The sequence below is a fragment of the Pseudomonas umsongensis genome, from assembly GCF_002236105.1.
Taxonomy (GTDB): domain Bacteria; phylum Pseudomonadota; class Gammaproteobacteria; order Pseudomonadales; family Pseudomonadaceae; genus Aquipseudomonas; species Aquipseudomonas umsongensis.
On sequence record NZ_NIWU01000002.1, the window covers coordinates 1,085,126 to 1,107,474 of the forward strand.

Genomic DNA, 22,349 nt, shown 5'->3' on the forward strand with positions numbered 1-22,349 from the left:
CGAGGATCGGTTCCAGGGCTTTTGTAAAGGATGGCGAAGTATACCCGAGCGTCTTCGCCGGGGGATCGCTATAATCGGCGGCTTTTGTTTCTGACTGCGGGGTGTGGGATGCGCGATCGACTGTTGGCTGCTGAGAAGGTTAAGGCCATCGATTGGCGTGATGGCACCCTGTACCTGCTGGATCAGCGTGTTTTGCCGTTCGAGCAAACCTGGATCGCCTGCACCAGTGCGGCGGGCGTGGCGGAAGCCATTCGCTCGATGGTGGTGCGCGGCGCGCCAGCCATCGGCATCAGTGCGGCCTATGGCGTGGTGCTGGCGGCGCGGGCCCGATTTGCCGAGGGTGGCCATTGGCAGGAAGCGCTGGAAGAGGATTTCGCGCAGTTGGCCGCCACCCGTCCGACCGCCGTCAACCTGTCCTGGGCACTCGGTCGCATGCGCGAACGCCTGGCTCGGCTGAAAAAGCACGCCGACCCTTTGTCCGTGCTGGAGGCCGAGGCCCTGGCCATCCATGAGAGCGACCGCGAAGCCAACCTGACCATGGCGCAACTGGGCGTCGACCTGATCCGCAAGCACCAGGGCAATGCCCAGGCGATCCTGACCCACTGCAACACCGGCGCACTGGCCACCGGTGGCTTCGGCACGGCGCTGGGGGTGATTCGCGGCGCCTTCATCGAGGGGATGGTCGAGCGTGTGTATGCCGGCGAAACCCGGCCATGGCTGCAAGGCTCGCGACTGACCGCCTGGGAGCTGGCCAACGAAGGCATCCCGGTGACCCTCAGTGCCGATTCCGCCGCTGCGCACATCATGAAGACCAAGGGCGTCACCTGGGTCATCGTCGGGGCAGACCGCATTACCGCCAATGGCGACGTGGCCAACAAGATCGGCACCTACCAATTGGCCGTCAATGCCATGCACCACGGGGTGCGCTTCATGGTGGTGGCGCCGAGCTCGACCATCGACATGGACTTGGCCAGCGGCGACGACATTGTGCTCGAGGAGCGCGATGAGCGCGAATTGCTGGAGGTGGGTGGCCAGCGGCTCGGGGCCGATATCGACGCGTTCAACCCGGTGTTCGACGTGACCCCGGCAGACCTGATCGACGTGATCGTCACCGAAAAAGGCATCGTCGAGCGCCCGGATACGGCGAAGATGGCGCAGTTGATGTGTCGCAAGCGCCTGCATTGATGATCTCTGGTGCCTGATAAATTGCCTTCGCGAGCAGGCTCGCTCCCACAATATTCGCGGTGTGGCCGCAATGGGCGGCGCAATGACGAATCATTGTGGGAGCGAGCCTGCTCGCGAAGGGGGCCTGAAAGCATTAAAACAGCGTGAATCTGCCCCTGGTTCTCCATTCAGCACTGCTCTAAGCCCCTCTGATCCCCTTCAAGCCTGTCATCGGTCAACTAACTATGCTCCATGCGCATCAGGGGGATAGGTGCGTGGCGGCTCTTGTGATAACATCCGGCGGTTTCCAAGGTTGCCCCGCGGGGTGACCTTTACTGCGCAGATCCATGGCATAACTCGTTGATTTGTCGTAAGTCGGTGCATGGCACTCAGCCTGCAGCGGCGAGCTTCGTTCGTCCCATATGGATGAGACGAAGTTTCACCAGAAAAAGGAATCAGGCTTCTCATGGGCGAACTGGCCAAAGAAATCCTCCCGGTCAATATCGAAGACGAGCTGAAGCAGTCCTATCTCGACTACGCGATGAGCGTAATTGTCGGGCGGGCACTGCCGGATGCGCGCGATGGCTTGAAGCCCGTGCACCGGCGCGTGCTGTTCGCGATGAGCGAGCTGGGCAACGACTTCAACAAGCCGTACAAGAAATCTGCCCGTGTTGTCGGTGACGTGATCGGTAAGTATCACCCGCACGGTGACACCGCGGTGTACGACACCATCGTTCGGATGGCGCAGCCATTTTCCCTGCGCTACCTGCTGGTAGACGGCCAGGGCAACTTCGGTTCGGTGGACGGCGACAACGCCGCGGCCATGCGATACACCGAAGTGCGCATGACCAAGCTGGCGCACGAGCTGCTGGCTGACCTGCACAAAGAAACCGTGGACTGGGTGCCGAACTACGACGGCACCGAAATGATCCCAGCGGTCATGCCGACCCGTATTCCCAACCTGCTGGTCAACGGCTCCAGCGGTATCGCCGTGGGCATGGCGACCAACATTCCGCCGCACAACCTCGGTGAAGTCATCGACGGTTGCCTGGCGCTCATCGACAACCCCGAGCTGACCGTCGACGAGCTGATGCAGTACATCCCCGGTCCGGACTTCCCGACCGCCGCGATCATCAACGGTCGCGCCGGCATCATCGAGGCCTACCGTACCGGTCGGGGGCGCATCTACATGCGCGCCCGCTCGATGATCGAAGACATCGACAAGGTCGGTGGCCGCCAGCAGATCGTCATCACCGAACTCCCTTACCAGCTGAACAAGGCCCGTCTGATCGAGAAGATCGCCGAGCTGGTCAAGGAGAAGAAGCTCGAAGGCATCACCGAGCTGCGCGACGAGTCCGACAAGGACGGTATGCGCGTCGTGATCGAGCTGCGTCGCGGCGAAGTGCCTGAGGTGATCCTCAACAACCTCTACGCCCAGACCCAGCTGCAAGCGGTATTCGGCATCAACATCGTCGCGCTGATCGACGGCCGTCCACGCATCCTGAACCTCAAGGACCTGCTGGAAGCCTTCGTGCGTCACCGTCGCGAAGTCGTCACTCGTCGTACCGTGTTCGAACTGCGCAAGGCGCGCGAGCGTGGCCACATCCTCGAAGGTCAAGCGGTTGCCCTGTCGAACATCGACCCGGTCATCGCCCTGATCAAGGCTTCGCCGACCCCGTCGGAAGCCAAGGAAGCGCTGGTCAGCACCCCTTGGGAGTCCTCGGCGGTAGTGGCGATGGTTGAACGTGCCGGCGCTGATTCGTGCCGTCCGGAAAACCTCGACCCGCAATACGGCCTGCGCGACGGCAAGTACTTCCTGTCGCCAGAGCAGGCGCAAGCCATCCTGGAACTGCGTCTGCACCGCCTGACCGGCCTGGAACACGAAAAGCTGCTGGCCGAGTATCAAGAGATCCTCAACCAGATCGGCGAGCTGATCCGCATCCTCAACAGCGCCACGCGCCTGATGGAAGTGATCCGCGAAGAGCTGGAAGTGATCCGTGCCGAATACGGCGACGTACGCCGCACCGAGATCCTCGATGCGCGTCTCGACCTGACCCTGGGCGACATGATCCCGGAAGAAGATCGCGTGGTGACCATTTCCCACGGTGGCTATGCCAAGACCCAGCCACTGGCGGCGTACCAGGCCCAGCGTCGTGGCGGTAAAGGCAAGTCGGCGACCGGCGTCAAGGATGAGGACTACATCGCTCACCTGCTGGTTGCCAACAGCCACACCACGCTGCTGCTGTTCTCCAGCAAGGGCAAGGTGTACTGGCTGAAAACCTACGAAATCCCTGAAGCCTCCCGTGCTGCCCGTGGTCGTCCGCTGGTCAACCTGCTGCCGCTGGATGACGGTGAATACATCACCACCATGCTGCCGGTCGAGGAATACACCGAAGGTCACTTCATCTTCATGGCCACCGCCAACGGCACCGTGAAGAAGACCCCGCTGGAATCCTTCAGCCGTCAACGCAGCGTCGGCCTGATCGCGCTGGAGCTGGACGAAGGCGACGTGCTGATTTCCGCGGCCATTACCGATGGCGAGCGCGAAGTCATGCTGTTCTCCGACGGCGGCAAGGTAACGCGCTTCAAGGAATCCGACGTTCGTGCCATGGGCCGTACCGCTCGCGGTGTGCGCGGCATGCGCCTGCCAGAAGGGCAGAAGCTGATTTCCATGCTGATCCCGGAAGAAGGCAGCCAGATCCTCACCGCTTCGGCGCGTGGTTATGGCAAGCGTACGGCGATCACCGAGTTCCCTGAGTACAAGCGTGGCGGCCAGGGCGTGATCGCCATGGTCAGCAACGAGCGCAACGGCCGTCTGGTCGGTGCGGTCCAGGTGCTCGACGGCGAGGAAATCATGCTGATCTCCGACCAGGGCACCCTGGTGCGTACCCGTGTCGACGAAGTGTCGAGCCTGGGGCGTAATACCCAGGGCGTGACCCTGATCAAGCTGGCCAACGATGAAACGCTGGTTGGTCTGGAGCGGGTCCAGGAGCCTTCGGAAGTCGAGGGTGAAGAGCTGGAAGGTGAAGAAGGTGCTGTGTTCGAAGGCACTGCAGTGATCGACGACATCGTCGAAGACCAGCAACTCGACGCCGCCGCTGACGAAGAACCACAGGAATAAGCGGGTAAACAGGGGGCGGATGAAAATTCGCCCCCTTGTTGTTTGTCCGAGAGGAAAATGTCGACACCCATGGATATCCCCTGTGGGAGCGAGCCTGCTCGCGAAGCAGGCGCCGCGGTATCTCTGAAACACCGCGGTGATGCATTCGCGAGCAGGCTCGCTCCCACAGGTGCCTGCTTCAGCAGGGCCCCTGTGTCGATTGATAATGTGATTTATTGCGTGATACCACCAAATCAGAGCGAGATTGGATGTGAGCAAGAGAGCCTATAACTTCTGCGCCGGTCCTGCGGCGCTTCCCGAAGCTGTCCTGCAGCGCGCCCAGGGTGAACTCCTCGACTGGCACGGCAAGGGCCTGTCGGTCATGGAAATGAGCCATCGCAGCGATGAGTTCGTGTCCATTGCCACCAAGGCCGAGCAGGATCTGCGTGATCTGCTGAATATCCCCTCGAACTATAAAGTGCTGTTCCTGCAAGGCGGCGCCAGCCAGCAATTTGCCCAGATTCCGCTGAACCTGCTGCCTGAAAGCGGCACCGCCGACTATATCGACACCGGTATCTGGTCGCAGAAAGCCATCGAGGAAGCGTCGCGCTTCGGCCACGTCAATGTTGCCGCCACCGCCAAGCCCTACGACTATTTCGCCATTCCCGGCCAGAACGAATGGCAGCTGTCCAAGGACGCGGCCTACGTTCACTACGCGCCGAACGAAACCATCGGCGGCCTGGAATTCCAGTGGGTTCCCGAGACCGGTGACGTGCCGTTGGTGGCCGACATGTCTTCGGACATCCTCTCGCGCCCGATTGATGTCTCGCGCTTCGGCATGATCTACGCCGGCGCCCAGAAGAACATCGGCCCGAGCGGCATCGTCGTGAACATCGTTCGCGAAGACCTGCTCGGTCGCGCCCGTTCCATTTGCCCGACCATGCTCGACTACAAGGTCGCGGCCGACAACGGCTCGATGTACAACACCCCGCCGACCCTGGCCTGGTACCTGTCCGGCCTGGTGTTCGAGTGGTTGAAAGAGCAGGGCGGTGTCGAGGCCATCGGCAAGCTCAATGACGTCAAGCAGCGCACGCTGTACGACTTCATCGACGCCAGCGGCCTCTACAGCAACCCGATCAACAAGTCGGACCGCTCGTGGATGAACGTACCGTTCCGCCTGGCCGATGACCGTCTGGACAAGCCGTTCCTGGCTGGCGCCGACGAGCGTGGCCTGCTGAACCTCAAGGGCCACCGCTCCGTGGGCGGCATGCGCGCCTCCATCTATAACGCCGTCGACATCAACGCGATCAACGCGCTGGTGGCGTACATGGCAGAGTTCGAGAAGGAACACGGCTAATGTCTGAGCAAGAACTCAAGGCACTGCGCCTGCGCATCGATGCCCTGGACGAAAAGGTCCTGGAGCTGATCAGTGAGCGCGCACGCTGCGCCCAGGAAGTTGCGCGAGTAAAGATGGCTTCGCTGGCCGAAGGCGAAGTGCCGGTGTTCTATCGTCCCGAGCGCGAAGCTCAGGTGCTCAAGCGTGTCATGGAGCGCAACCAGGGGCCGCTGGGCAACGAGGAGATGGCGCGGCTGTTCCGCGAAATCATGTCCTCGTGCCTGGCCCTCGAGCAACCGTTGAAAGTCGCGTACCTGGGCCCTGAAGGTACCTTCACCCAGGCGGCGGCCCTGAAACACTTCGGCCACGCGGTGATCAGCAAGCCGATGGCGGCCATCGACGAAGTGTTCCGCGAAGTGGCGGCCGGTGCGGTGAATTTCGGCGTTGTCCCGGTGGAAAACTCCACCGAAGGCGCGGTCAACCACACCCTCGACAGCTTCCTCGAGCACGACATGGTGATCTGTGGTGAAGTCGAGTTGCGGATTCACCACCACCTGTTGGTCGGTGAAAACACCAAGACCGACAGCATCAGCCGCATCTACTCCCACGCCCAGTCCCTGGCCCAGTGCCGCAAGTGGCTGGACGCCCACTACCCGAATGTCGAGCGCGTGGCGGTGTCCAGCAACGCCGAAGCGGCCAAGCGGGTCAAGGGCGAGTGGAACTCGGCGGCGATTGCCGGCGACATGGCGGCCGGTCTCTACGGGCTGACCCGATTGGCCGAGAAAATCGAGGACCGTCCGGACAACTCCACGCGCTTCCTCATGATCGGTAACCAGGAAGTGCCGCCGACTGGCGACGACAAGACCTCGATCATCGTCTCGATGAGCAACAAGCCGGGCGCGCTGCACGAATTGCTGGTGCCGTTCCACGACAATGGCATCGACCTGACGCGAATCGAGACCCGTCCGTCGCGCAGCGGCAAATGGACCTACGTGTTCTTCATCGACTTCGTCGGCCACCACCGCGACCCGCTGGTAAAAGGTGTGCTGGAAAAGATCAGTCAGGAAGCAGTAGCACTCAAAGTGCTGGGTTCCTACCCGAAAGCAGTTCTCTAAGGGGCGGTAGCAAATGAGTGGCAATTTCCTCGCTCTGGCACAGCCGGGCGTGCAACAACTTTCGCCTTACGTTCCGGGCAAACCCGTGGACGAACTGGCGCGTGAGCTGGATCTCGATCCGGCCAGCATCGTCAAGCTGGCCAGCAACGAAAACCCGTTGGGCGCGAGCCCCAAGGCCCTGGCCGCCATCCGTGATGCCCTGGTCGAACTGACCCGTTATCCAGACGGCAATGGTTTTGCGCTCAAGACCCTGCTGGCCGAACAGTGCCGCGTCGAGCTGAACCAGGTGACATTGGGCAACGGCTCCAATGACATCCTTGAGCTGGTCGCACGCGCCTACCTGGCGCCGGGCCTGAATGCGGTGTTCAGCGAGCATGCGTTTGCGGTCTACCCGATCGTGACCCAGGCCGTCGGCGCCCAGGCCAAGGTTATTCCGGCCAAGGACTGGGGGCATGACCTGCCGGCCATGCTGGCGGCCATCGACGCCAATACCCGCGTAGTCTTCATCGCCAACCCGAACAACCCCACCGGGACCTGGTTCGATACCGAGGCGCTGGACGAATTCCTCCAGGACGTGCCGGAGCACGTGTTGGTGGTGCTGGACGAAGCCTACATCGAATACGCCGAAGGCAGCGACTTGCCGGACGGCCTGGACTTCCTGGCGGCTTACCCGAACCTGCTGGTGTCGCGCACGTTCTCCAAGGCTTACGGCCTGGCGGCATTGCGAGTCGGTTATGGCTTGTCCACCGCCGTGGTCGCCGATGTGTTGAACCGCGTGCGCCAACCGTTCAACGTCAACAGCCTGGCCTTGGCCGCTGCGTGCGCTGCACTGCAAGACGCCGAATACCTGGCGGAAAGTCGTCGCTTGAACGAGTCGGGCATGCAGCAACTGGAAGCGGGTTTCCGTGAGTTGGGCCTGGGCTGGATTCCTTCCAAGGGCAACTTCATCTGCGTTGATCTAAATCGCGAAGCGGCCCCGGTGTTCCAGGGCTTGCTGCGCGAAGGCGTGATCGTGCGCCCGGTGGCCAACTACGGCATGCCGAACCACTTGCGCGTTACCATCGGTCTGCCGGCGGAAAACAGCCGCTTCCTTGAGGCGCTGGCCAAGGTTATGGCTCGTGGTTGATGTCACTGTGCCGCAATCTACTGAGCCTTTGATCGGGCGCCTGGTGGTGGTCGGCCTGGGGTTGATCGGCGGTTCGTTTGCCAAGGGTTTGCGCGAAAGTGGCCTGTGCCGCGAAGTGGTCGGGGTCGACCTCGACCCGCAGTCGCGCAAGCTGGCCGTTGAATTGGGCGTGGTGGATCGTTGCGAAGAAGACCTGGCGGTGGCTTGCCAGGGTGCCGACGTGATCCAGCTGGCTGTGCCGATCCTCGCCATGGAAAAAATGCTCGGCCGATTGGCCGGCATGGACCTTGGGCAAGCGATCCTGACTGACGTTGGCAGTGCCAAGGGCAACGTCGTGCGTGCGGCGAGCGAAGCCTTTGGCGGCATGCCGGCGCGTTTCGTGCCGGGCCATCCGATCGCCGGTTCCGAGCAGAGTGGGGTGGAAGCCTCCAATGCCGACCTGTTCCGTCGCCACAAAGTGATCCTCACGCCGCTGGATCAGACCGATCCGCAAGCCTTGGCCGTGGTCGATCGCCTGTGGCGCGAACTGGGCGCCGATGTCGAGCACATGCAGGTCGAACGGCACGACGAAGTGCTGGCGGCCACCAGTCATCTGCCGCACTTGCTGGCATTCGGCCTGGTCGACTCGCTGGCCAAGCGCAATGAAAATCTTGAGATCTTCCGTTACGCTGCGGGCGGCTTCCGCGATTTCACAAGAATCGCCGGGAGCGACCCGGTCATGTGGCATGACATCTTCCTCGCTAACCGCGAGGCTGTCCTGCGCACACTCGATACATTTCGCAGCGACCTCGACGCCTTGCGCGACGCGGTCGATGCAGGGGATGGGCACCAATTGTTGGGCGTTTTCACGCGCGCCCGGGTTGCCCGCGAGCATTTCAGTAAAATCCTGGCCCGTCGGGCCTATGTGGACGCTATGAATTCCAACGATCTGATTTTCCTGGCTCAACCTGGTGGCCGCCTGTCCGGTCGGATTCGCGTACCAGGTGACAAGTCGATTTCCCACCGTTCGATCATGCTGGGCTCCCTGGCCGAAGGCGTCACCGAAGTCGAAGGTTTCCTCGAGGGCGAAGACGCCCTGGCGACCCTGCAGGCGTTCCGTGACATGGGCGTGGTCATCGAAGGCCCGCACCATGGTCGTGTGACCATTCACGGCGTCGGCCTGCATGGCCTCAAGCCAGCACCGGGCCCGATCTACCTGGGTAACTCCGGCACCTCGATGCGCCTGTTGTCCGGCCTGCTGGCCGCGCAAGACTTCGACAGCACCCTGACCGGCGACGCTTCGCTGTCCAAGCGCCCGATGAATCGCGTGGCTAACCCGCTGCGCGAGATGGGCGCGGTCATTGAAACCGCTGCCGAAGGTCGTCCGCCGATGACCATCCGTGGCGGCAACAAGCTCAAGGGCCTGACCTACACCATGCCGATGGCCAGTGCCCAGGTTAAATCCTGCCTGCTGCTGGCGGGTCTGTACGCTGAAGGCAAGACCACCGTCACCGAACCTGCGCCAACCCGTGACCACACCGAGCGCATGCTGCGTGGCTTCGGCTACCCGGTGAGCGTTGACGGTGCAACGGCCTCGGTCGAGTCCGGCGGCAAGCTGACCGCGACCCATATCGAAGTGCCGGGCGACATCTCGTCGTCGGCGTTCTTCCTGGTGGCCGCATCGATCGCCGAAGGTTCGGAGCTGGTGCTCGAGCATGTCGGCATCAACCCGACCCGTACCGGCGTCATCGACATCCTGCGCCTGATGGGCGCTGACATCACCCTGGAAAACCAGCGTGAAGTGGGTGGCGAGCCAGTGGCTGACCTGCGCGTGCGGGCAGCTAAACTTAAAGGTATCGAGATTCCCGAAGCGCTGGTTCCGCTGGCCATCGACGAATTCCCGGTGCTGTTCGTGGCTGCCGCTTGTGCCGAAGGGCGCACCGTGCTGACCGGCGCCGAAGAACTGCGGGTCAAGGAGTCGGACCGTATCCAGGTCATGGCCGATGGCCTGCTGGCACTGGGTGTCAAATGCCAGCCGACGCCGGACGGCATCATTATCGACGGCGGCCAGATCGGCGGCGGTGAAGTGCACGGCCACGGCGACCACCGGATTGCCATGGCCTTCAGCGTCGCCTCGCTGCGCGCCACTGCACCGATCCGCATCCATGACTGCGCCAACGTCGCGACCTCGTTCCCCAACTTCCTCGCGCTGTGCGCGCAGGTCGGTATCCGCGTTGCCCAAGAGGCTCAGTCGTGAAGCGCATTGCACCGGTCATCACCATTGATGGGCCAAGCGGCTCGGGCAAAGGCACCATCGCCGGAATCCTGGCTCGGCGCCTGGGCTGGAACCTGCTGGATTCCGGTGCGCTGTACCGCCTGCTGGCCTTCGCCGCGCACAACCACGGCGTCGACCTGACCAATGAAGAGCTGCTGAAGAAACTCGCCGCTCATCTGGATGTGCAATTTATCGCGGCGACCGAAGGTCAGCTGCAGCGCATCATCCTGGAAGGGGACGAGGTCAGCGACGTGATCCGTACCGAAAGTGTCGGCTCGGGTGCCTCCCAGGTGGCGGCATTGCCCGCGGTGCGCGAGGCGCTGCTGCAGCGCCAGCGCGCCTTCCAGGAAGCGCCGGGCCTGGTGGCCGATGGTCGCGACATGGGCACCGTGGTGTTTCCGGATGCGCCGCTGAAGATTTTCCTGACCGCCAGTGCCGAGGAAAGGGCGCGTCGTCGATATTTGCAGTTGAAGGGCAAAGGCGACGATGTTAGTCTGTCGAGTCTGCTAGATGAGATCCGTGCACGCGATGAGCGTGACACCCAGCGAGCGGTAGCCCCGCTTAAACCGGCGGCTGACGCCATACAGCTGGATTCCACGGAGTTGTCCATCGACCAGGTGCTGGAACGCATCATGAGCGAGATCGCCATTCGCGATATCGCCGGGTGACCAAGAAGGCCGCAGGGGACCAGTCATAGTCCTGTGGCGCTTCTTTTAAATGAAACTAACCCACACCGTCTGGGGTGTGGAGATGGGCGTATCCTTCGCCCTCATTCACAGGAATTAAAATGAGCGAAAGCTTTGCGGAACTCTTTGAAGAAAGCCTAAAAACCCTGAACCTTCAGGCAGGCTCCATCATCACCGGTGTTATCGTTGATATCGATTACCAAGCTCGCTGGGTAACCGTTCACGCTGGCCTGAAGTCTGAAGCACTCATCCCGCTTGAGCAGTTCTACAACGACGCTGGCGACCTGACTATCAACGTCGGTGACGAAGTTCACGTTGCGCTGGACTCGGTTGAAGACGGCTTTGGCGAAACCAAGCTGTCCCGTGAAAAAGCCAAGCGCGCTGAATGCTGGATTGTTCTGGAAGCAGCCTTCGCAGCCGAAGAAGTGGTCAAGGGCGTTATCAACGGTAAGGTTAAAGGCGGCTTCACTGTCGACGTTAACGGCATCCGTGCGTTCCTGCCAGGTTCTCTGGTTGACGTCCGTCCAGTGCGCGACACCACGCACCTGGAAGGCAAAGAGCTGGAATTCAAGGTCATCAAGCTGGACCAGAAGCGCAACAACGTTGTCGTTTCCCGTCGTAGCGTCCTGGAAGCCGAGAACTCCGCCGAGCGCGAAGCTCTGCTGGAATCCCTGCAGGAAGGCCAGCAAGTCAAAGGTATCGTCAAAAACCTCACCGATTACGGCGCATTCGTCGATCTGGGTGGCGTGGACGGCCTGCTGCACATCACCGACATGGCCTGGAAGCGCATCAAGCATCCTTCCGAAATCGTCAACGTTGGTGACGAAATCGACGTTAAGGTTCTGAAATACGATCGCGAACGCAACCGTGTTTCCCTGGGCCTGAAGCAACTGGGCGAAGATCCATGGGTTGCTATCAAAGCCCGTTACCCAGAAGGCACTCGCGTTACCGCTCGTGTAACCAACCTGACCGACTACGGCTGCTTCGCTGAGCTGGAAGAAGGCGTTGAAGGCCTGGTACACGTTTCCGAAATGGACTGGACCAACAAGAACATCCACCCTTCGAAAGTCGTACAAGTCGGCGACGAAGTGGAAGTTATGGTTCTGGACATCGACGAAGAGCGTCGTCGTATCTCCCTGGGCATCAAGCAGTGCAAATCTAACCCATGGGAAGATTTCTCTGGCCAGTTCAACAAGGGCGATAAAATCTCCGGCACCATCAAGTCGATCACCGATTTCGGTATCTTCATTGGTCTGGACGGCGGCATCGACGGCCTGGTTCACCTGTCCGACATCTCCTGGAACGAAGTTGGCGAAGAAGCTGTTCGTCGCTTCAAGAAGGGCGACGAGCTGGACACCGTTATCCTGTCGGTTGACCCAGAGCGCGAGCGCATCTCCCTGGGTATCAAGCAACTGGAAAGCGATCCGTTCTCCGAGTACGTTCAAGAGAACGACAAAGGCGCAATCGTTAAGGGCATCGTGAAAGAAGTTGACGCTAAAGGCGCCATCATCACCCTGGCCGACGATATCGAAGCGACTCTGAAAGCCTCCGAAATCAGCCGTGACCGCGTTGAAGACGCGCGCAACGTTCTGAAAGAAGGCGAAGAAGTAGAAGCCAAGATCATCAGCGTTGATCGCAAGAGCCGCGTAATCCAGCTCTCGATCAAGTCGAAAGACGTTGAAGACGAGAAAGAAGCTATCCAGAGCCTGCGCGACAAGCCAGTAGCTGGTGACGCTCCAGTAGCCACCACCCTGGGTGACCTGCTGCGTGCTGCACAAGCGGAAAAACAGAACTAAGTTCTGACTTTCTGTAAAAAAAGGGCGACTTAGGTCGCCCTTTTTTGTGTGCGCCCAGCATGGGCGCAATCTTGTGGGTGAAAGTCCCGCCGTAAGCTGACCACAGCGAACGAAGTGAAGCGCAACTGCATGAGGGCGACCGAGTGTGGGGAGGAAGCGTGAATCGAAGCCATGAGCCGATGTACAAGAACCGGATAAAAGGCAAAGCCGATCAGGGCGAGCGGGCACAAAACCGCGAAGCTTTTGTGGTCAAGGATCAGGCTGTGTAAATCCGGCGGTTGTGTGGTGAAGGATTGCGTTCTTACCTGGGGAGATCTCGCCTTGTGCCTGAAAGGGCGACGGCGCCAGCCGGAGCGAGAAGTCAGCAGAGGCCGTAGTAGTCTTTTTTTTTTGACGAAGGGCCGAACGAGAGAAAGCGTCATAGGCCATGTTGATGCGAAAGACCGGAAGTCAGATGCCTGCCAAACGCGGGGCGGACGGAGATAACGAGCGGTGAAACCGTGAGAGATCCCATCAGCGACGAGGTCAATCGCCCGCAAGATGAACCCTATAACGCAGGGCAAGGGCTGCTGGAGCGGGCCTTTGCGAGAGAAAACCTGAAGCAGGCGTGGAAGCGGGTCAAGGCCAACAAAGGTGCAGCGGGAGTCGACGGTCTGAACATAGATCAGACGGCCGAGCATCTGCTGACCCAATGGGTCGTGATTCGTGAACAGCTTATGTCTGGTGTCTACCGGCCCAGTCCGGTACGCCGAGTGGTCATTCCCAAGCCCGACGGCGGTCAGCGCGAGTTGGGCATTCCCACGGTCACCGACCGCCTGATCCAACAGGCGTTGCTGCAAGTCTTGCAACCACTACTCGATCCGACTTTCAGTGAACACAGCTACGGTTTTCGCCCGGGGCGCAGTGCGCAGGACGCCGTTTTGGCGGCCCAGCGCCACGTGTCCTCGGGACGCAAAGTGGTGGTGGATGTTGACCTGGAAAAGTTCTTCGACCGGGTCGATCACGACATTTTGATGGAGCGCTTACGCAAACGGATCACGGATCGGGCGGTTATCCGGCTGATTCGTGCGTATCTGGATGCAGGAACGCTGATCAATGGCGTGGTCGAGAAAAGCCGCTGCGGGGCGCCGCAAGGCGGCCCGCTGTCGCCGTTGCTGGCGAATGTGCTGCTGGACGAAGTGGATCGGGAGCTTGAGCGTCGAGGTCATTGCTTCGTGCGTTATGCCGACGATGCGAATGTGTATGTTCGCAGTCATAAGGCGGGGGAGCGGGTAATGGCTCTGCTGAAGCGTCTGTATGACAAGCTGCACTTGAGTGTCAACGCGAGCAAGAGTGCAGTGGCGAGTGCGTTTGGTCGCAAGTTCTTGGGCTATGAGATGTGGTCAGCCCGCGGCGAAGTCAAGCGTGCTGCATCCTATAAAGCGCAGAAGCAGTTCAAGCAGCGAATACGCTGGTACACCCGACGCTCGTGTGGCCGTAGCTTGCAGCAGATTGCTGATGAGCTGCGACCTTACATTTTGGGCTGGAAGGCTTACTTCGGTTTGTCGCAAACCCCAGCCGTCTGGCGTGAGTTGGACGAATGGATGCGACACCGATTGCGAGCTATCCAGCTTAAACAATGGGGGCGTGGAACGACGACGTATCGTGAGCTACGAGCACTTGGTGCAAACATCCAGGTGGCACAGAAGGTGGCGGGAAATACCTGCCGCTGGTGGCGTAACAGTCGTCTTGATCTGAATCGCGTGCTTAATATTGCGTGGTTCGACAGGCTGGGATTAGTGCGTCTCTCATAACCTCAATCTCTCGAACCGCCCGGTGCGGACCCGCATGCCGGGTGGTGTGGCAGGGGAACGGCCTGTGAAGGCCGTCCCCTATGCCGATGCCTGGAATTCGGCTCTCCGTCGTGGATGCGATCTTCTGCGCGCTAACCACGAAACATTCCGTCGCTAAAACTGTCTCTTTCCTTAGCAGGATCAATCGCTTATTTGCAGCTAGTCTTAGCGTGGGGTAAGCGACAGCCGGGCGTTCTGCCTGGCATAAGGAATCAAATGAAGAGGCTCGTTGTCGTGATGGCAGTGCTGGCATTGGTGGTGGGTTGTACAACTAATGCAAGAACGCATGCCGTGCGTGGGGTCAGTGGTATCGAGATCGATTGCTCAGGGCTGGGGTCGGGATGGGATAGGTGTCAGAAGCGTGCAGGTAAAGAATGCAAAGGCGCGGGCTACAAGGTCGTGGCCAGGTCCGACGACGCCAAGGAAGAGCAAGAATTTCTCTTCGGTTTCAACCCCGCGGGCTTTAGCACTCGGACGATGCTGGTTATCTGCAGGTGAGTGGGCGGGTAGGGCATCAGAGTCCCAGGGGAGAAAAAGCAGGGTGCAGGATGGGGCTGTTCAAATTTGTCAGGGCATGCTAAAACCTTTGAAGCGCTGATCTAGCTGCTTGAAAAAGAAGGGAAAATTATGACGAAGTCGGAGTTGATCGAACGAATTGTCACCCATCAAGGGCTGCTCTCATCAAAGGATGTGGAGCTGGCCATCAAGACCATGCTTGAGCAAATGTCCCAATGCCTGGCCACCGGCGATCGCATCGAGATCCGTGGGTTTGGTAGCTTCTCCCTGCATTATCGTGCGCCTCGGGTAGGGCGTAATCCGAAGACCGGCCAGTCGGTTAGCCTGGATGGCAAGTTTGTACCGCATTTCAAGCCGGGGAAGGAGTTGCGGGATCGGGTGAATGAGGAGGATGAGGGTGAGTTTGAGTGAGTTGGATGGGAGGGTGACGTATGCGTAGCCTCAGGCGCGTGGCTTTCATATTGTTTTTTTTGTTGCTTTTTTTTGTGATCTTGGCATTTATCCTAGAAAATCAACAAAGCGTTTCCCTGCTTTTTATGGGTTGGTCAATGCCACAACTACCAGTTTCACTTTTGGTGATAACGGCGTTGCTGGGTGGAATGCTAATTGGGCCATGCGTGGGTTGGTTATGGCGTCATGTGGTGAGAAGGCCATTGCGTCATCCGGTCTGATTTTATGGACGGGTTGAGTTGGGGTGGGGGGGAGTGCTCGAATCGATAGCCTAACTGCTTCTTAGCTGTCCTATGCCTAATCAGGCATGATGGAGTTTTTTTTCAGGCATGAATACGCGGTCAGTTTGTCGCTATCCGTTTTTTGTTTATAGAGTTATCAAGTATTTTGTTTCGCTATCAGTTTTTAATTTTGTGATTTTCGAAGAAAGAGTTTGACGATAATAATGAAAATGAATGTTTTTCTTCGGAAGTTCCTGCTTTATGTGCCGGTGAAAATGGTGCCAGCCGTTTCTGGCATATTTTTGATATTTTATCTGTATAGATTGTTTCCGGAAGGGCAATATGTCAGTTATTCTGTGAGTTTGTTTTGTTCGCTGATTACTGCTCAATTATGTGCGGGATGGGTTGGTAACTCTTTTATTTACTATTATTCGGGGTTGGAGGATAAGCGACTATTTGTTTCTAATTGCATTTCAGTTGTTTTTCTTATTGCTCCCGTATCTTCAGTTTTAGCAGCAGTCGCTTCTGTTTATTTCTCATCGGCTGCGTATGTTTTTATCAGTGTCTGGTTGTTGTGTTTTGGCCAGATTTTGTTTTTCTTTCTTTCTTCTGCATGTCAGGCCGGATTCTTTGTAAAGCAGCAGTTGGTGGCAGTGGTATTACAGGCTGTTACGCAGATTGCACTGATAGTTGTATTTTTTAAATTCTTTGAGGTTGATTTTAGATTTGCGTTGCTGTCTTTGGCTATTGGCTATTTTGTTGCGGCATTTTATTTGCTGTATACGGTGCTGAAGATTTTCGGTGTTTCTAATCCTTTCTCGAACGTCGGTCTTTTTAAAGATAATTTGAAGTTGATTTTTCAGTATGGCGCTGCGCTGTCGCCGTGGATACTTGGAATGCTTGTGATGGTTGGGGCTGATAGGTTCGCGATTGGTTATTATAATGTAGAGTCTGGTGATGCATATTTGTCGCTGAAGGATTTGTTTGTGGGGGCGGCTGGATTATTAAGCATGCCTTTGTTGATGATGGTCCATCCTTTTGTAATCAAGCGATTTCGGGAGGGTGTGTTTGCGATTAATGTGATAGAGAGCTCTTCCGGATTTTTGATAGTGGCATTTTCTCTTCTGTGGGGGGCGCTGCATTTTGTCGGGTTTGGGTTTTTCGAGATTATCACCGGAAAAACAATAGGTGTTTCAAAGTTAGCAATTCTCTTTGCATTTATTGGCGTGTTCTTGAACAGTGCCTCTGTGTACTTTCAAAAGCGTCTTGAAGTACATCGCAAGATGAAGCTTCTGGCATATCTTTCGGTTGTTTCTTCGCTCATTTCTGTTTTTTTTGCGTGGGTCGGCGCCCGGTATTGGGGGGTGATCGGTGCGTCTCTTGGTGTGTTGCTGGCCCAAATGCTGTATTTTTGCCTCGTCACTGCGAGTCTGTTCAAGCGTCTGGATTTCTATCGAAGCTTTGGCGCGCCAGCTGTGGTTTCATTACTGGCATTGCTGGCAGGGTACGCGCTCAGCGTTGGTTTGGATGCGGTTGCCAGTGCAATGATTGAGTGGAAGAGGTCCATTTTCTGGCTAGCCGGATTTACGGCAATTTCTCTATTTTCTCTATGGAAAGGGGTAAAGTGGAGCGAATTCATGAAGGCCTCCGTGTAAATGGATCGGTGCGTGATGATAAGAGATGAGGTTGATGGCTTGACCGCCTGTCTGCAGCCGGAATGGAATGCTGATGCGTAGTTAGATTATCTTGTGGTATCTGGATGGATCGATTTCGTTGATAATTTTATAGGTAGGTGTTCTGGCAATGATGCTCCTTGACAAACTGAGAGTGTGGATTTCAAAAAACCTGGCACCGCTGATATTTTTGTCAGCATATTTTGTGACAGTGGTTTTGGGGAATGTCCTTTATTCGCTGCCCTATGGGCGAGAACAACTCGAAAAAAATCGCTATACGGCAGATATCCTGCAGTTTGAAACCTTGTTTAGTCCGGGTTTTTGGTTGCTGCTGTTTCTTCCGTTTTTAGTAACTCCCATTGTTATTACTGTGGTGCGCAAAGTTTCCGGAAGATATTTGGAGCGGTGGAGTAAGATATTTCCAGAGTTTACAAAGTCTGAATATCTATTTATTGTAACTGTTAGTTATTTGTTTGTGCTGTACTCGATGTTCAAGGCCGATGCCTTTTCTTTGTTCTTGGCAGGTACCGACCCGGTGGCCTCTGTCGAAGCGAGATTCAAGATCAGGAATCAACTTGGTTTCATACCTTTGGTGGTGCTGATGTCACTCTTGCACTATCTATCCATCTACTCGTTGGTCAGATGGATAATGGCGAGTAGCCGTTTTTGGGTGATGGCGACCATCGTGAATGCCATCTTGATGTCGGTGTTTCTGGTACTGCTGAATATGAAATGGCCGATTCTCATATTCTATGCAGGCTTGGTATTGGCAGTATTTGTATATGCCAAACGCTACCCCTATCTAAAAGCCGTAGTGGGTGGCGTTCTGCTGATCACTATGTATTTCATGATTTCAGCGTTTGTTTTTCGACTGATACCTGCGGCGCAGGCACCGGAAGAAAGTATTCCGCAGATTCCTCAAATTGCTCTGACTCCTGAGAAGCAGCAGGAAAGTTCAAAAGGTGCGGAGGAGGCTAAAGGTGCAACCGGAGTTGGAGCTATCGATAAAACGTTGATAGTTGGACAAGCAGCAGCAAGCAATGCGCCAATGCTGCTTTTCAATGTTGTACACCGAATGGCAATTATATACCCATATTATTACCAGGTTTTCACTAAGGAAGGGCAAGTTTGTGGCGGTATTATTGCTCAGGCTAGAATTGGCCCAGCCTGCCGCCCGAGCACCTTCATCTATAGTCGAATCTTCAATGATAGTTTCAATGGCCGCGGTACTGCCCCTGCGGCGGTACATATATCAGGTTATTCCTTGGGTGGGTGGCCAATTGCTATATTTGCATTATTGTGTGCCTCGGTGGTTCTCGGGTTGTTTGCGTCGCTTCCGTTAAATGCTGGAGCGGCTGTTGGCTCACTGGCATTAACAGGTGCAATTGTGGGCTACCACTTCTCGCAGATACCTGGCGAAGGCCCGATTTTTTATGATCATGGTGTTTTTTGGGTGATCCTGGGCCTGGTCGTATTCAAGGGGTGGCGTACCCTGGGGCGGCGATTTGGATTCGGAAATCAATCGCTAGACATAAAATAAGATGAGCATTGCCGGTCTCTCCTTTCGGTTTGCCGGAAACGAAGTTGTTGAAGGAGCGCAGCCCGGCATCTCTGGTTCAAAAACCAAAAGGTGATCGGGTTGCCTTTTCAGATGGAGAGTATCCATTTTCGGTGCGGTCTATCGATTTGGTTATTGAGAAGGCGAAAATGGGCAAAAAAATAGTGCTATTGGGGTTTTACGTAGGTGACTCATATTTTGATAGGTATTCAAAAGATGACGCTTTCCCACAGATAGCTGCATACAAGCTTGAGAAGCGATTTCTCGATGCGCTTCGTTTTGGTGGCGCATGCGTACAAACCATTGCCAGCATCGCGGTATCAACATATCCACGTAATAAAAACTGGTTTTTTCCCGGTGGTTCCTTTTCAGATGTGTCGGGAACCGGGGTTGTCACACCAATCGTAAATTTGCCGATATTTAAAGTATTCACTCGATTGCTAGGGTCACTGGCGGGGTTGATCAAACACAAAAATGGGCTCGATGCAGTTTGTGTCTACGCGGCTCATACACCCAATCTGCTGGCAGCATTCATGATGCAAAAGCTTTGCGGTGTCCCTTTCTTCGTCTTTATTCCTGATTTGCCTTCTTACATGGATATGGGTATGAAGAGGTCTAAGGTGCTTAGGGGTTTAAAGAAGATAGATGCCTACATTATCGATCGATTGATAGCTGCTTCGTCAGGTGTTTTTGTGACGAGCCAACACATGGTTAAAGACAGCCTGGTGTGGTCAGACAAAAATTATTTGGTGGTTGAGGGGATTTCAAACGCCTCTGCTGTGTCGGTCGAGAGTGTTGACAACTCGCTCGAGCGTAAAAAAGTGATTTTTTATGCGGGTGGTCTGAATAAGGCGTACGGCATAGTTGAACTGATTGAGGGCTTTATTGAGTCTGAGGTGGATGCCGAGCTTTGGCTCTGTGGGCGGGGGGAGTTGGAGGGATACATTTCTGAGACTTCCAGAATGCACCCTTCTGTAAAATATCTCGGATTTTTAACTGCTTCAGAAGTTGAACACATTCAATCGTCAGCATCCTGCCTAGTGCTGAGCAGAAGCCCCGAGCACGCTTATACTCGATACTCATTTCCATCCAAGTTACTTGAATACCTCGCTAGCGGTGTACCGATCCTGACAACGCGCTTGGAGGGGATTCCCGATGAGTATTACGAGTTTCTCAATGTTATCGAGGATAGCACCGCTGGCGGTGTCAGCACCGCGCTGAAGCGGTTTTTCGCAGCTGATCAACAATTTTTGTTGGAAAAGGCCGCCTGTGGTAGAATTTGGGTTTCAGAGACCAAGTCTAGTTTTGCCGTCGGTCAAAAAATTGTAGATTTTATGGAGAAGAGTAATTGACTATTTTTAACGGTAAGAAACTGTTGATCACCGGCGGCACTGGCTCTTTCGGTAATGCTGTACTCAAGCGCTTCCTGGATACTGATATTGCCGAGATTCGAATCTTCAGTCGGGATGAGAAGAAGCAGGATGATATGCGTAAGCATTACGCAAACTCCAAGCTTAAGTTTTATATTGGCGATGTTCGCGATTATCAAAGTGTGTTGAATGCAACTCGCGGTGTTGATTATATTTTTCATGCTGCCGCGCTAAAGCAAGTTCCTTCTTGCGAATTCCACCCGATGGAAGCAGTCAAGACCAATGTCATGGGTACTGAAAATGTGCTCGAAGCTTCCATTCAGAACGGCGTTAAGCGCGTTGTTTGTTTGAGCACTGACAAGGCTGTTTATCCAATTAACGCCATGGGTATCTCAAAGGCGATGATGGAAAAGGTCATGGTAGCCAAGTCGCGTGGAGCAGATGACGATAAAACTGTCATTTGCGGTACACGTTATGGCAACGTGATGGCGTCGCGTGGTTCGGTCATTCCCCTGTTTATTCAGCAGATTCGTGACGGAAAGCCTCTGACGCTGACCGATCCGAACATGACTCGCTTCATGATGACGCTGGCCGATGCGGTTGATCTGGTGTTGTACGCCTTCGAGCATGGCAATAATGGTGATTTGTTCGTGCAGAAGGCTCCGGCGGCGACCGTGGAAGTGCTCGCCAAGGCATTGACTCAAATGCTCAATCTCCCGGAACACCCGATTCAGGTTATCGGCACTCGCCACGGCGAGAAGCTATACGAGGCATTGCTGAGCCGAGAGGAAATGGCATGTGCAGAGGATCGCGGTGAGTACTTCCGCGTCCCGCCTGATCTGCGTGATTTGAACTATGCAAAGTTCGTTGAAGTGGGTGAGGAAAAAATCTCTCGTATGGAAGATTACAACTCCCACAATACACAGCGCCTTGATGTGGAAGGGATGAAAAAACTCCTTCTGAAACTTGAATTCATGCGCGCAATTCAGCGTGGCGAATTTGCGACACCAGAGGAATGACGTGATGAAAGTCTTGATCACGGGGTCAAATGGTTTCGTAGGCAAAAATCTGATCGTTCATCTGGGTGAGCGTAAAGACATAGACGTCCAGTGCTTTACTCGGGCGGACGATATCGAGCAACTACCAGGACTAGTGAAAGACATTGATTTTGTTTTTCACTTGGCGGGCGTGAATCGTCCGCAAGATCCTGAGGAGTTTAAGACTGGCAACACCGATCTGACTCGTGCGCTTTGTGATGCAATCATTGCGAGTGGGAAGCGTGTTCCTGTTCTTTACACCTCCTCCAGCCAGGCCGAACTGGATAACCCTTACGGTAACAGCAAACGGGGTGCGGAAGAGTTGTTGGAGGAATTGGCTGAGCAGCACGGTTCATCCGTGTATATACTCAGGTTGCCAAATGTATTTGGCAAATGGGCAAAGCCAAACTATAACTCTGCCGTTGCCACGTTTTGCAACAATGTTTCGCGCGGCTTGCCGATTCAGATTAACGACCCGAACGCAGTCATTAATCTCGTTTACATCGACGATGTTATCAGCTCTTTCATTGCTGTAATGGACGGAAAGTCATCCGCCGAACGATTTGTGCAGGTGGAGCCACAATATAGTATTACCGTCGGAGAGTTGGCTCGGCAGGTGCAAGCGTTTCGCGATAGCCGCGATACATTGATTACTGAGTCGGTAGGTAAGGGGCTGATTCGAGCTCTCTACTCAACGTATGTTAGTTATCTTACCCCAGACCGCTTTACTTACCAGGTTCCCAAATATGGGGATGCCCGCGGTGTATTTGTCGAAATGCTGAAAACGGGAGATAGCGGCCAGTTTTCTTATTTTACTGCGCACCCAGGCATTACTCGTGGTGGGCATTACCATCACACAAAAACTGAAAAATTTTTGGTGATCAAAGGTTCCGCGTGCTTTCGTTTCCGTAATGTGGTTTCTGACGAGTTTTATGAGCTGTTTACGACTGGAGATCAGCCAGAGATCGTTGAAACAGTCCCTGGTTGGACGCATGACATTACCAATGTCGGGACCGAAGAAATGATCGTTATGCTTTGGGCTAATGAGATTTTCGACCGCGAAGCACCAGATACATATGCGCGAACTATAGTCTCTGAGGCGTAAGCATTGGGAC

General features: G+C 55.9%; 17 protein-coding genes. All 17 read left to right on the forward strand.

The genetic code is table 11. From position 1 onward, the window contains the following. Window positions 1–108: 108 nt before the first annotated feature. Window positions 109–1,185: an S-methyl-5-thioribose-1-phosphate isomerase gene (gene mtnA / locus PSUM_RS15415; RefSeq protein WP_033043842.1), complete on the forward strand. Its 1,077-nt coding sequence runs from the start codon at window positions 109–111 to the stop codon at window positions 1,183–1,185. 445 nt (window positions 1,186–1,630) lie between these two features. Further along, window positions 1,631–4,285 (forward strand): DNA gyrase subunit A, encoded by a 2,655-nt coding sequence (gene gyrA, locus PSUM_RS15420; RefSeq protein ID WP_020800128.1) that lies wholly within the window; start codon window positions 1,631–1,633, stop codon window positions 4,283–4,285. A 250-nt stretch (window positions 4,286–4,535) separates the two neighbouring features. After that, the gene (serC, locus tag PSUM_RS15425; RefSeq protein ID WP_083348475.1) at window positions 4,536–5,621 is read left to right on the forward strand and encodes a 3-phosphoserine/phosphohydroxythreonine transaminase; all 1,086 of its coding nucleotides are present in this window, start codon (window positions 4,536–4,538) and stop codon (window positions 5,619–5,621) included. Next, window positions 5,621–6,715 carry a prephenate dehydratase gene (gene pheA, locus PSUM_RS15430; RefSeq protein ID WP_020800126.1) on the forward strand — a complete coding sequence of 365 codons (1,095 nt, stop codon included), beginning with the start codon at window positions 5,621–5,623 and terminating at the stop codon, window positions 6,713–6,715. The genes serC and pheA overlap by 1 nt, the downstream gene beginning before the upstream one ends. A 13-nt stretch (window positions 6,716–6,728) precedes the next feature. After that, window positions 6,729–7,841 carry a histidinol-phosphate transaminase gene (gene hisC, locus PSUM_RS15435; protein ID WP_020800125.1) on the forward strand — a complete coding sequence of 371 codons (1,113 nt, stop codon included), beginning with the start codon at window positions 6,729–6,731 and terminating at the stop codon, window positions 7,839–7,841. Between the two features lie 28 nt (window positions 7,842–7,869). Further along, window positions 7,870–10,077 (forward strand): bifunctional prephenate dehydrogenase/3-phosphoshikimate 1-carboxyvinyltransferase, encoded by a 2,208-nt coding sequence (locus PSUM_RS15440; protein WP_033041276.1) that lies wholly within the window; start codon window positions 7,870–7,872, stop codon window positions 10,075–10,077. Continuing rightward, on the forward strand, window positions 10,074–10,763 hold the full coding sequence (gene cmk, locus PSUM_RS15445; protein ID WP_020800123.1) for a (d)CMP kinase: 690 nt from the start codon (window positions 10,074–10,076) through the stop codon (window positions 10,761–10,763). The genes PSUM_RS15440 and cmk overlap by 4 nt, the downstream gene beginning before the upstream one ends. A gap of 119 nt (window positions 10,764–10,882) precedes the next feature. After that, entirely contained in the window at window positions 10,883–12,577 is a 1,695-nt protein-coding gene (gene rpsA / locus PSUM_RS15450) for a 30S ribosomal protein S1 (protein WP_020800122.1), read from the forward strand. Window positions 12,578–13,077: 500 nt separating this feature from the next. Beyond that, a complete protein-coding gene (gene ltrA, locus PSUM_RS15460) occupies window positions 13,078–14,370 on the forward strand; it encodes a group II intron reverse transcriptase/maturase (RefSeq protein WP_083348477.1) in 1,293 nt (430 codons plus the stop codon). A gap of 255 nt (window positions 14,371–14,625) precedes the next feature. Beyond that, window positions 14,626–14,907 carry a hypothetical protein gene (locus PSUM_RS32170; RefSeq protein ID WP_083348478.1) on the forward strand — a complete coding sequence of 94 codons (282 nt, stop codon included), beginning with the start codon at window positions 14,626–14,628 and terminating at the stop codon, window positions 14,905–14,907. A gap of 129 nt (window positions 14,908–15,036) precedes the next feature. Continuing rightward, complete coding sequence (gene ihfB, locus PSUM_RS15470; protein WP_083348479.1) at window positions 15,037–15,336, forward strand: integration host factor subunit beta; 300 nt, start codon at window positions 15,037–15,039, stop codon at window positions 15,334–15,336. Window positions 15,337–15,356: 20 nt separating this feature from the next. Beyond that, on the forward strand, window positions 15,357–15,596 hold the full coding sequence (locus PSUM_RS15475) for a LapA family protein (RefSeq protein ID WP_083348480.1): 240 nt from the start codon (window positions 15,357–15,359) through the stop codon (window positions 15,594–15,596). A gap of 224 nt (window positions 15,597–15,820) precedes the next feature. Next, on the forward strand, window positions 15,821–17,251 hold the full coding sequence (locus PSUM_RS15480) for a polysaccharide biosynthesis protein (protein ID WP_083348481.1): 1,431 nt from the start codon (window positions 15,821–15,823) through the stop codon (window positions 17,249–17,251). Window positions 17,252–17,399: 148 nt separating this feature from the next. Beyond that, a complete protein-coding gene (locus PSUM_RS15485) occupies window positions 17,400–18,809 on the forward strand; it encodes a hypothetical protein (RefSeq protein ID WP_083348482.1) in 1,410 nt (469 codons plus the stop codon). Between the two features lie 44 nt (window positions 18,810–18,853). Further along, entirely contained in the window at window positions 18,854–20,179 is a 1,326-nt protein-coding gene (locus PSUM_RS15490; protein WP_141195503.1) for a glycosyltransferase, read from the forward strand. Window positions 20,180–20,181: 2 nt separating this feature from the next. Continuing rightward, on the forward strand, window positions 20,182–21,216 hold the full coding sequence (locus PSUM_RS15495) for a polysaccharide biosynthesis protein (protein WP_083350127.1): 1,035 nt from the start codon (window positions 20,182–20,184) through the stop codon (window positions 21,214–21,216). A 4-nt stretch (window positions 21,217–21,220) separates the two neighbouring features. Beyond that, on the forward strand, window positions 21,221–22,339 hold the full coding sequence (gene wbjC, locus PSUM_RS15500) for a UDP-2-acetamido-2,6-beta-L-arabino-hexul-4-ose reductase (RefSeq protein WP_083348484.1): 1,119 nt from the start codon (window positions 21,221–21,223) through the stop codon (window positions 22,337–22,339). Window positions 22,340–22,349: the final 10 nt, after the last annotated feature.

Bases quoted from the DNA above. Each gene is read 5' to 3' on its own strand.
- PSUM_RS32170 (WP_083348478.1), top strand. From the start codon at position 14,626: ATGAAGAGGCTCGTTGTCGTGATGGCAGTGCTGGCATTGGTGGTGGGT.
- PSUM_RS15485 (WP_083348482.1), top strand. From the start codon at position 17,400: ATGATGCTCCTTGACAAACTGAGAGTGTGGATTTCAAAAAACCTGGCA.
- hisC (WP_020800125.1), top strand. From the start codon at position 6,729: ATGAGTGGCAATTTCCTCGCTCTGGCACAGCCGGGCGTGCAACAACTT.
- ihfB (WP_083348479.1), top strand. From the start codon at position 15,037: ATGACGAAGTCGGAGTTGATCGAACGAATTGTCACCCATCAAGGGCTG.
- PSUM_RS15475 (WP_083348480.1), top strand. From the start codon at position 15,357: ATGCGTAGCCTCAGGCGCGTGGCTTTCATATTGTTTTTTTTGTTGCTT.
- pheA (WP_020800126.1), top strand. From the start codon at position 5,621: ATGTCTGAGCAAGAACTCAAGGCACTGCGCCTGCGCATCGATGCCCTG.
- mtnA (WP_033043842.1), top strand. From the start codon at position 109: ATGCGCGATCGACTGTTGGCTGCTGAGAAGGTTAAGGCCATCGATTGG.
- gyrA (WP_020800128.1), top strand. From the start codon at position 1,631: ATGGGCGAACTGGCCAAAGAAATCCTCCCGGTCAATATCGAAGACGAG.
- rpsA (WP_020800122.1), top strand. From the start codon at position 10,883: ATGAGCGAAAGCTTTGCGGAACTCTTTGAAGAAAGCCTAAAAACCCTG.
- wbjC (WP_083348484.1), top strand. From the start codon at position 21,221: ATGAAAGTCTTGATCACGGGGTCAAATGGTTTCGTAGGCAAAAATCTG.
- PSUM_RS15480 (WP_083348481.1), top strand. From the start codon at position 15,821: ATGAAAATGAATGTTTTTCTTCGGAAGTTCCTGCTTTATGTGCCGGTG.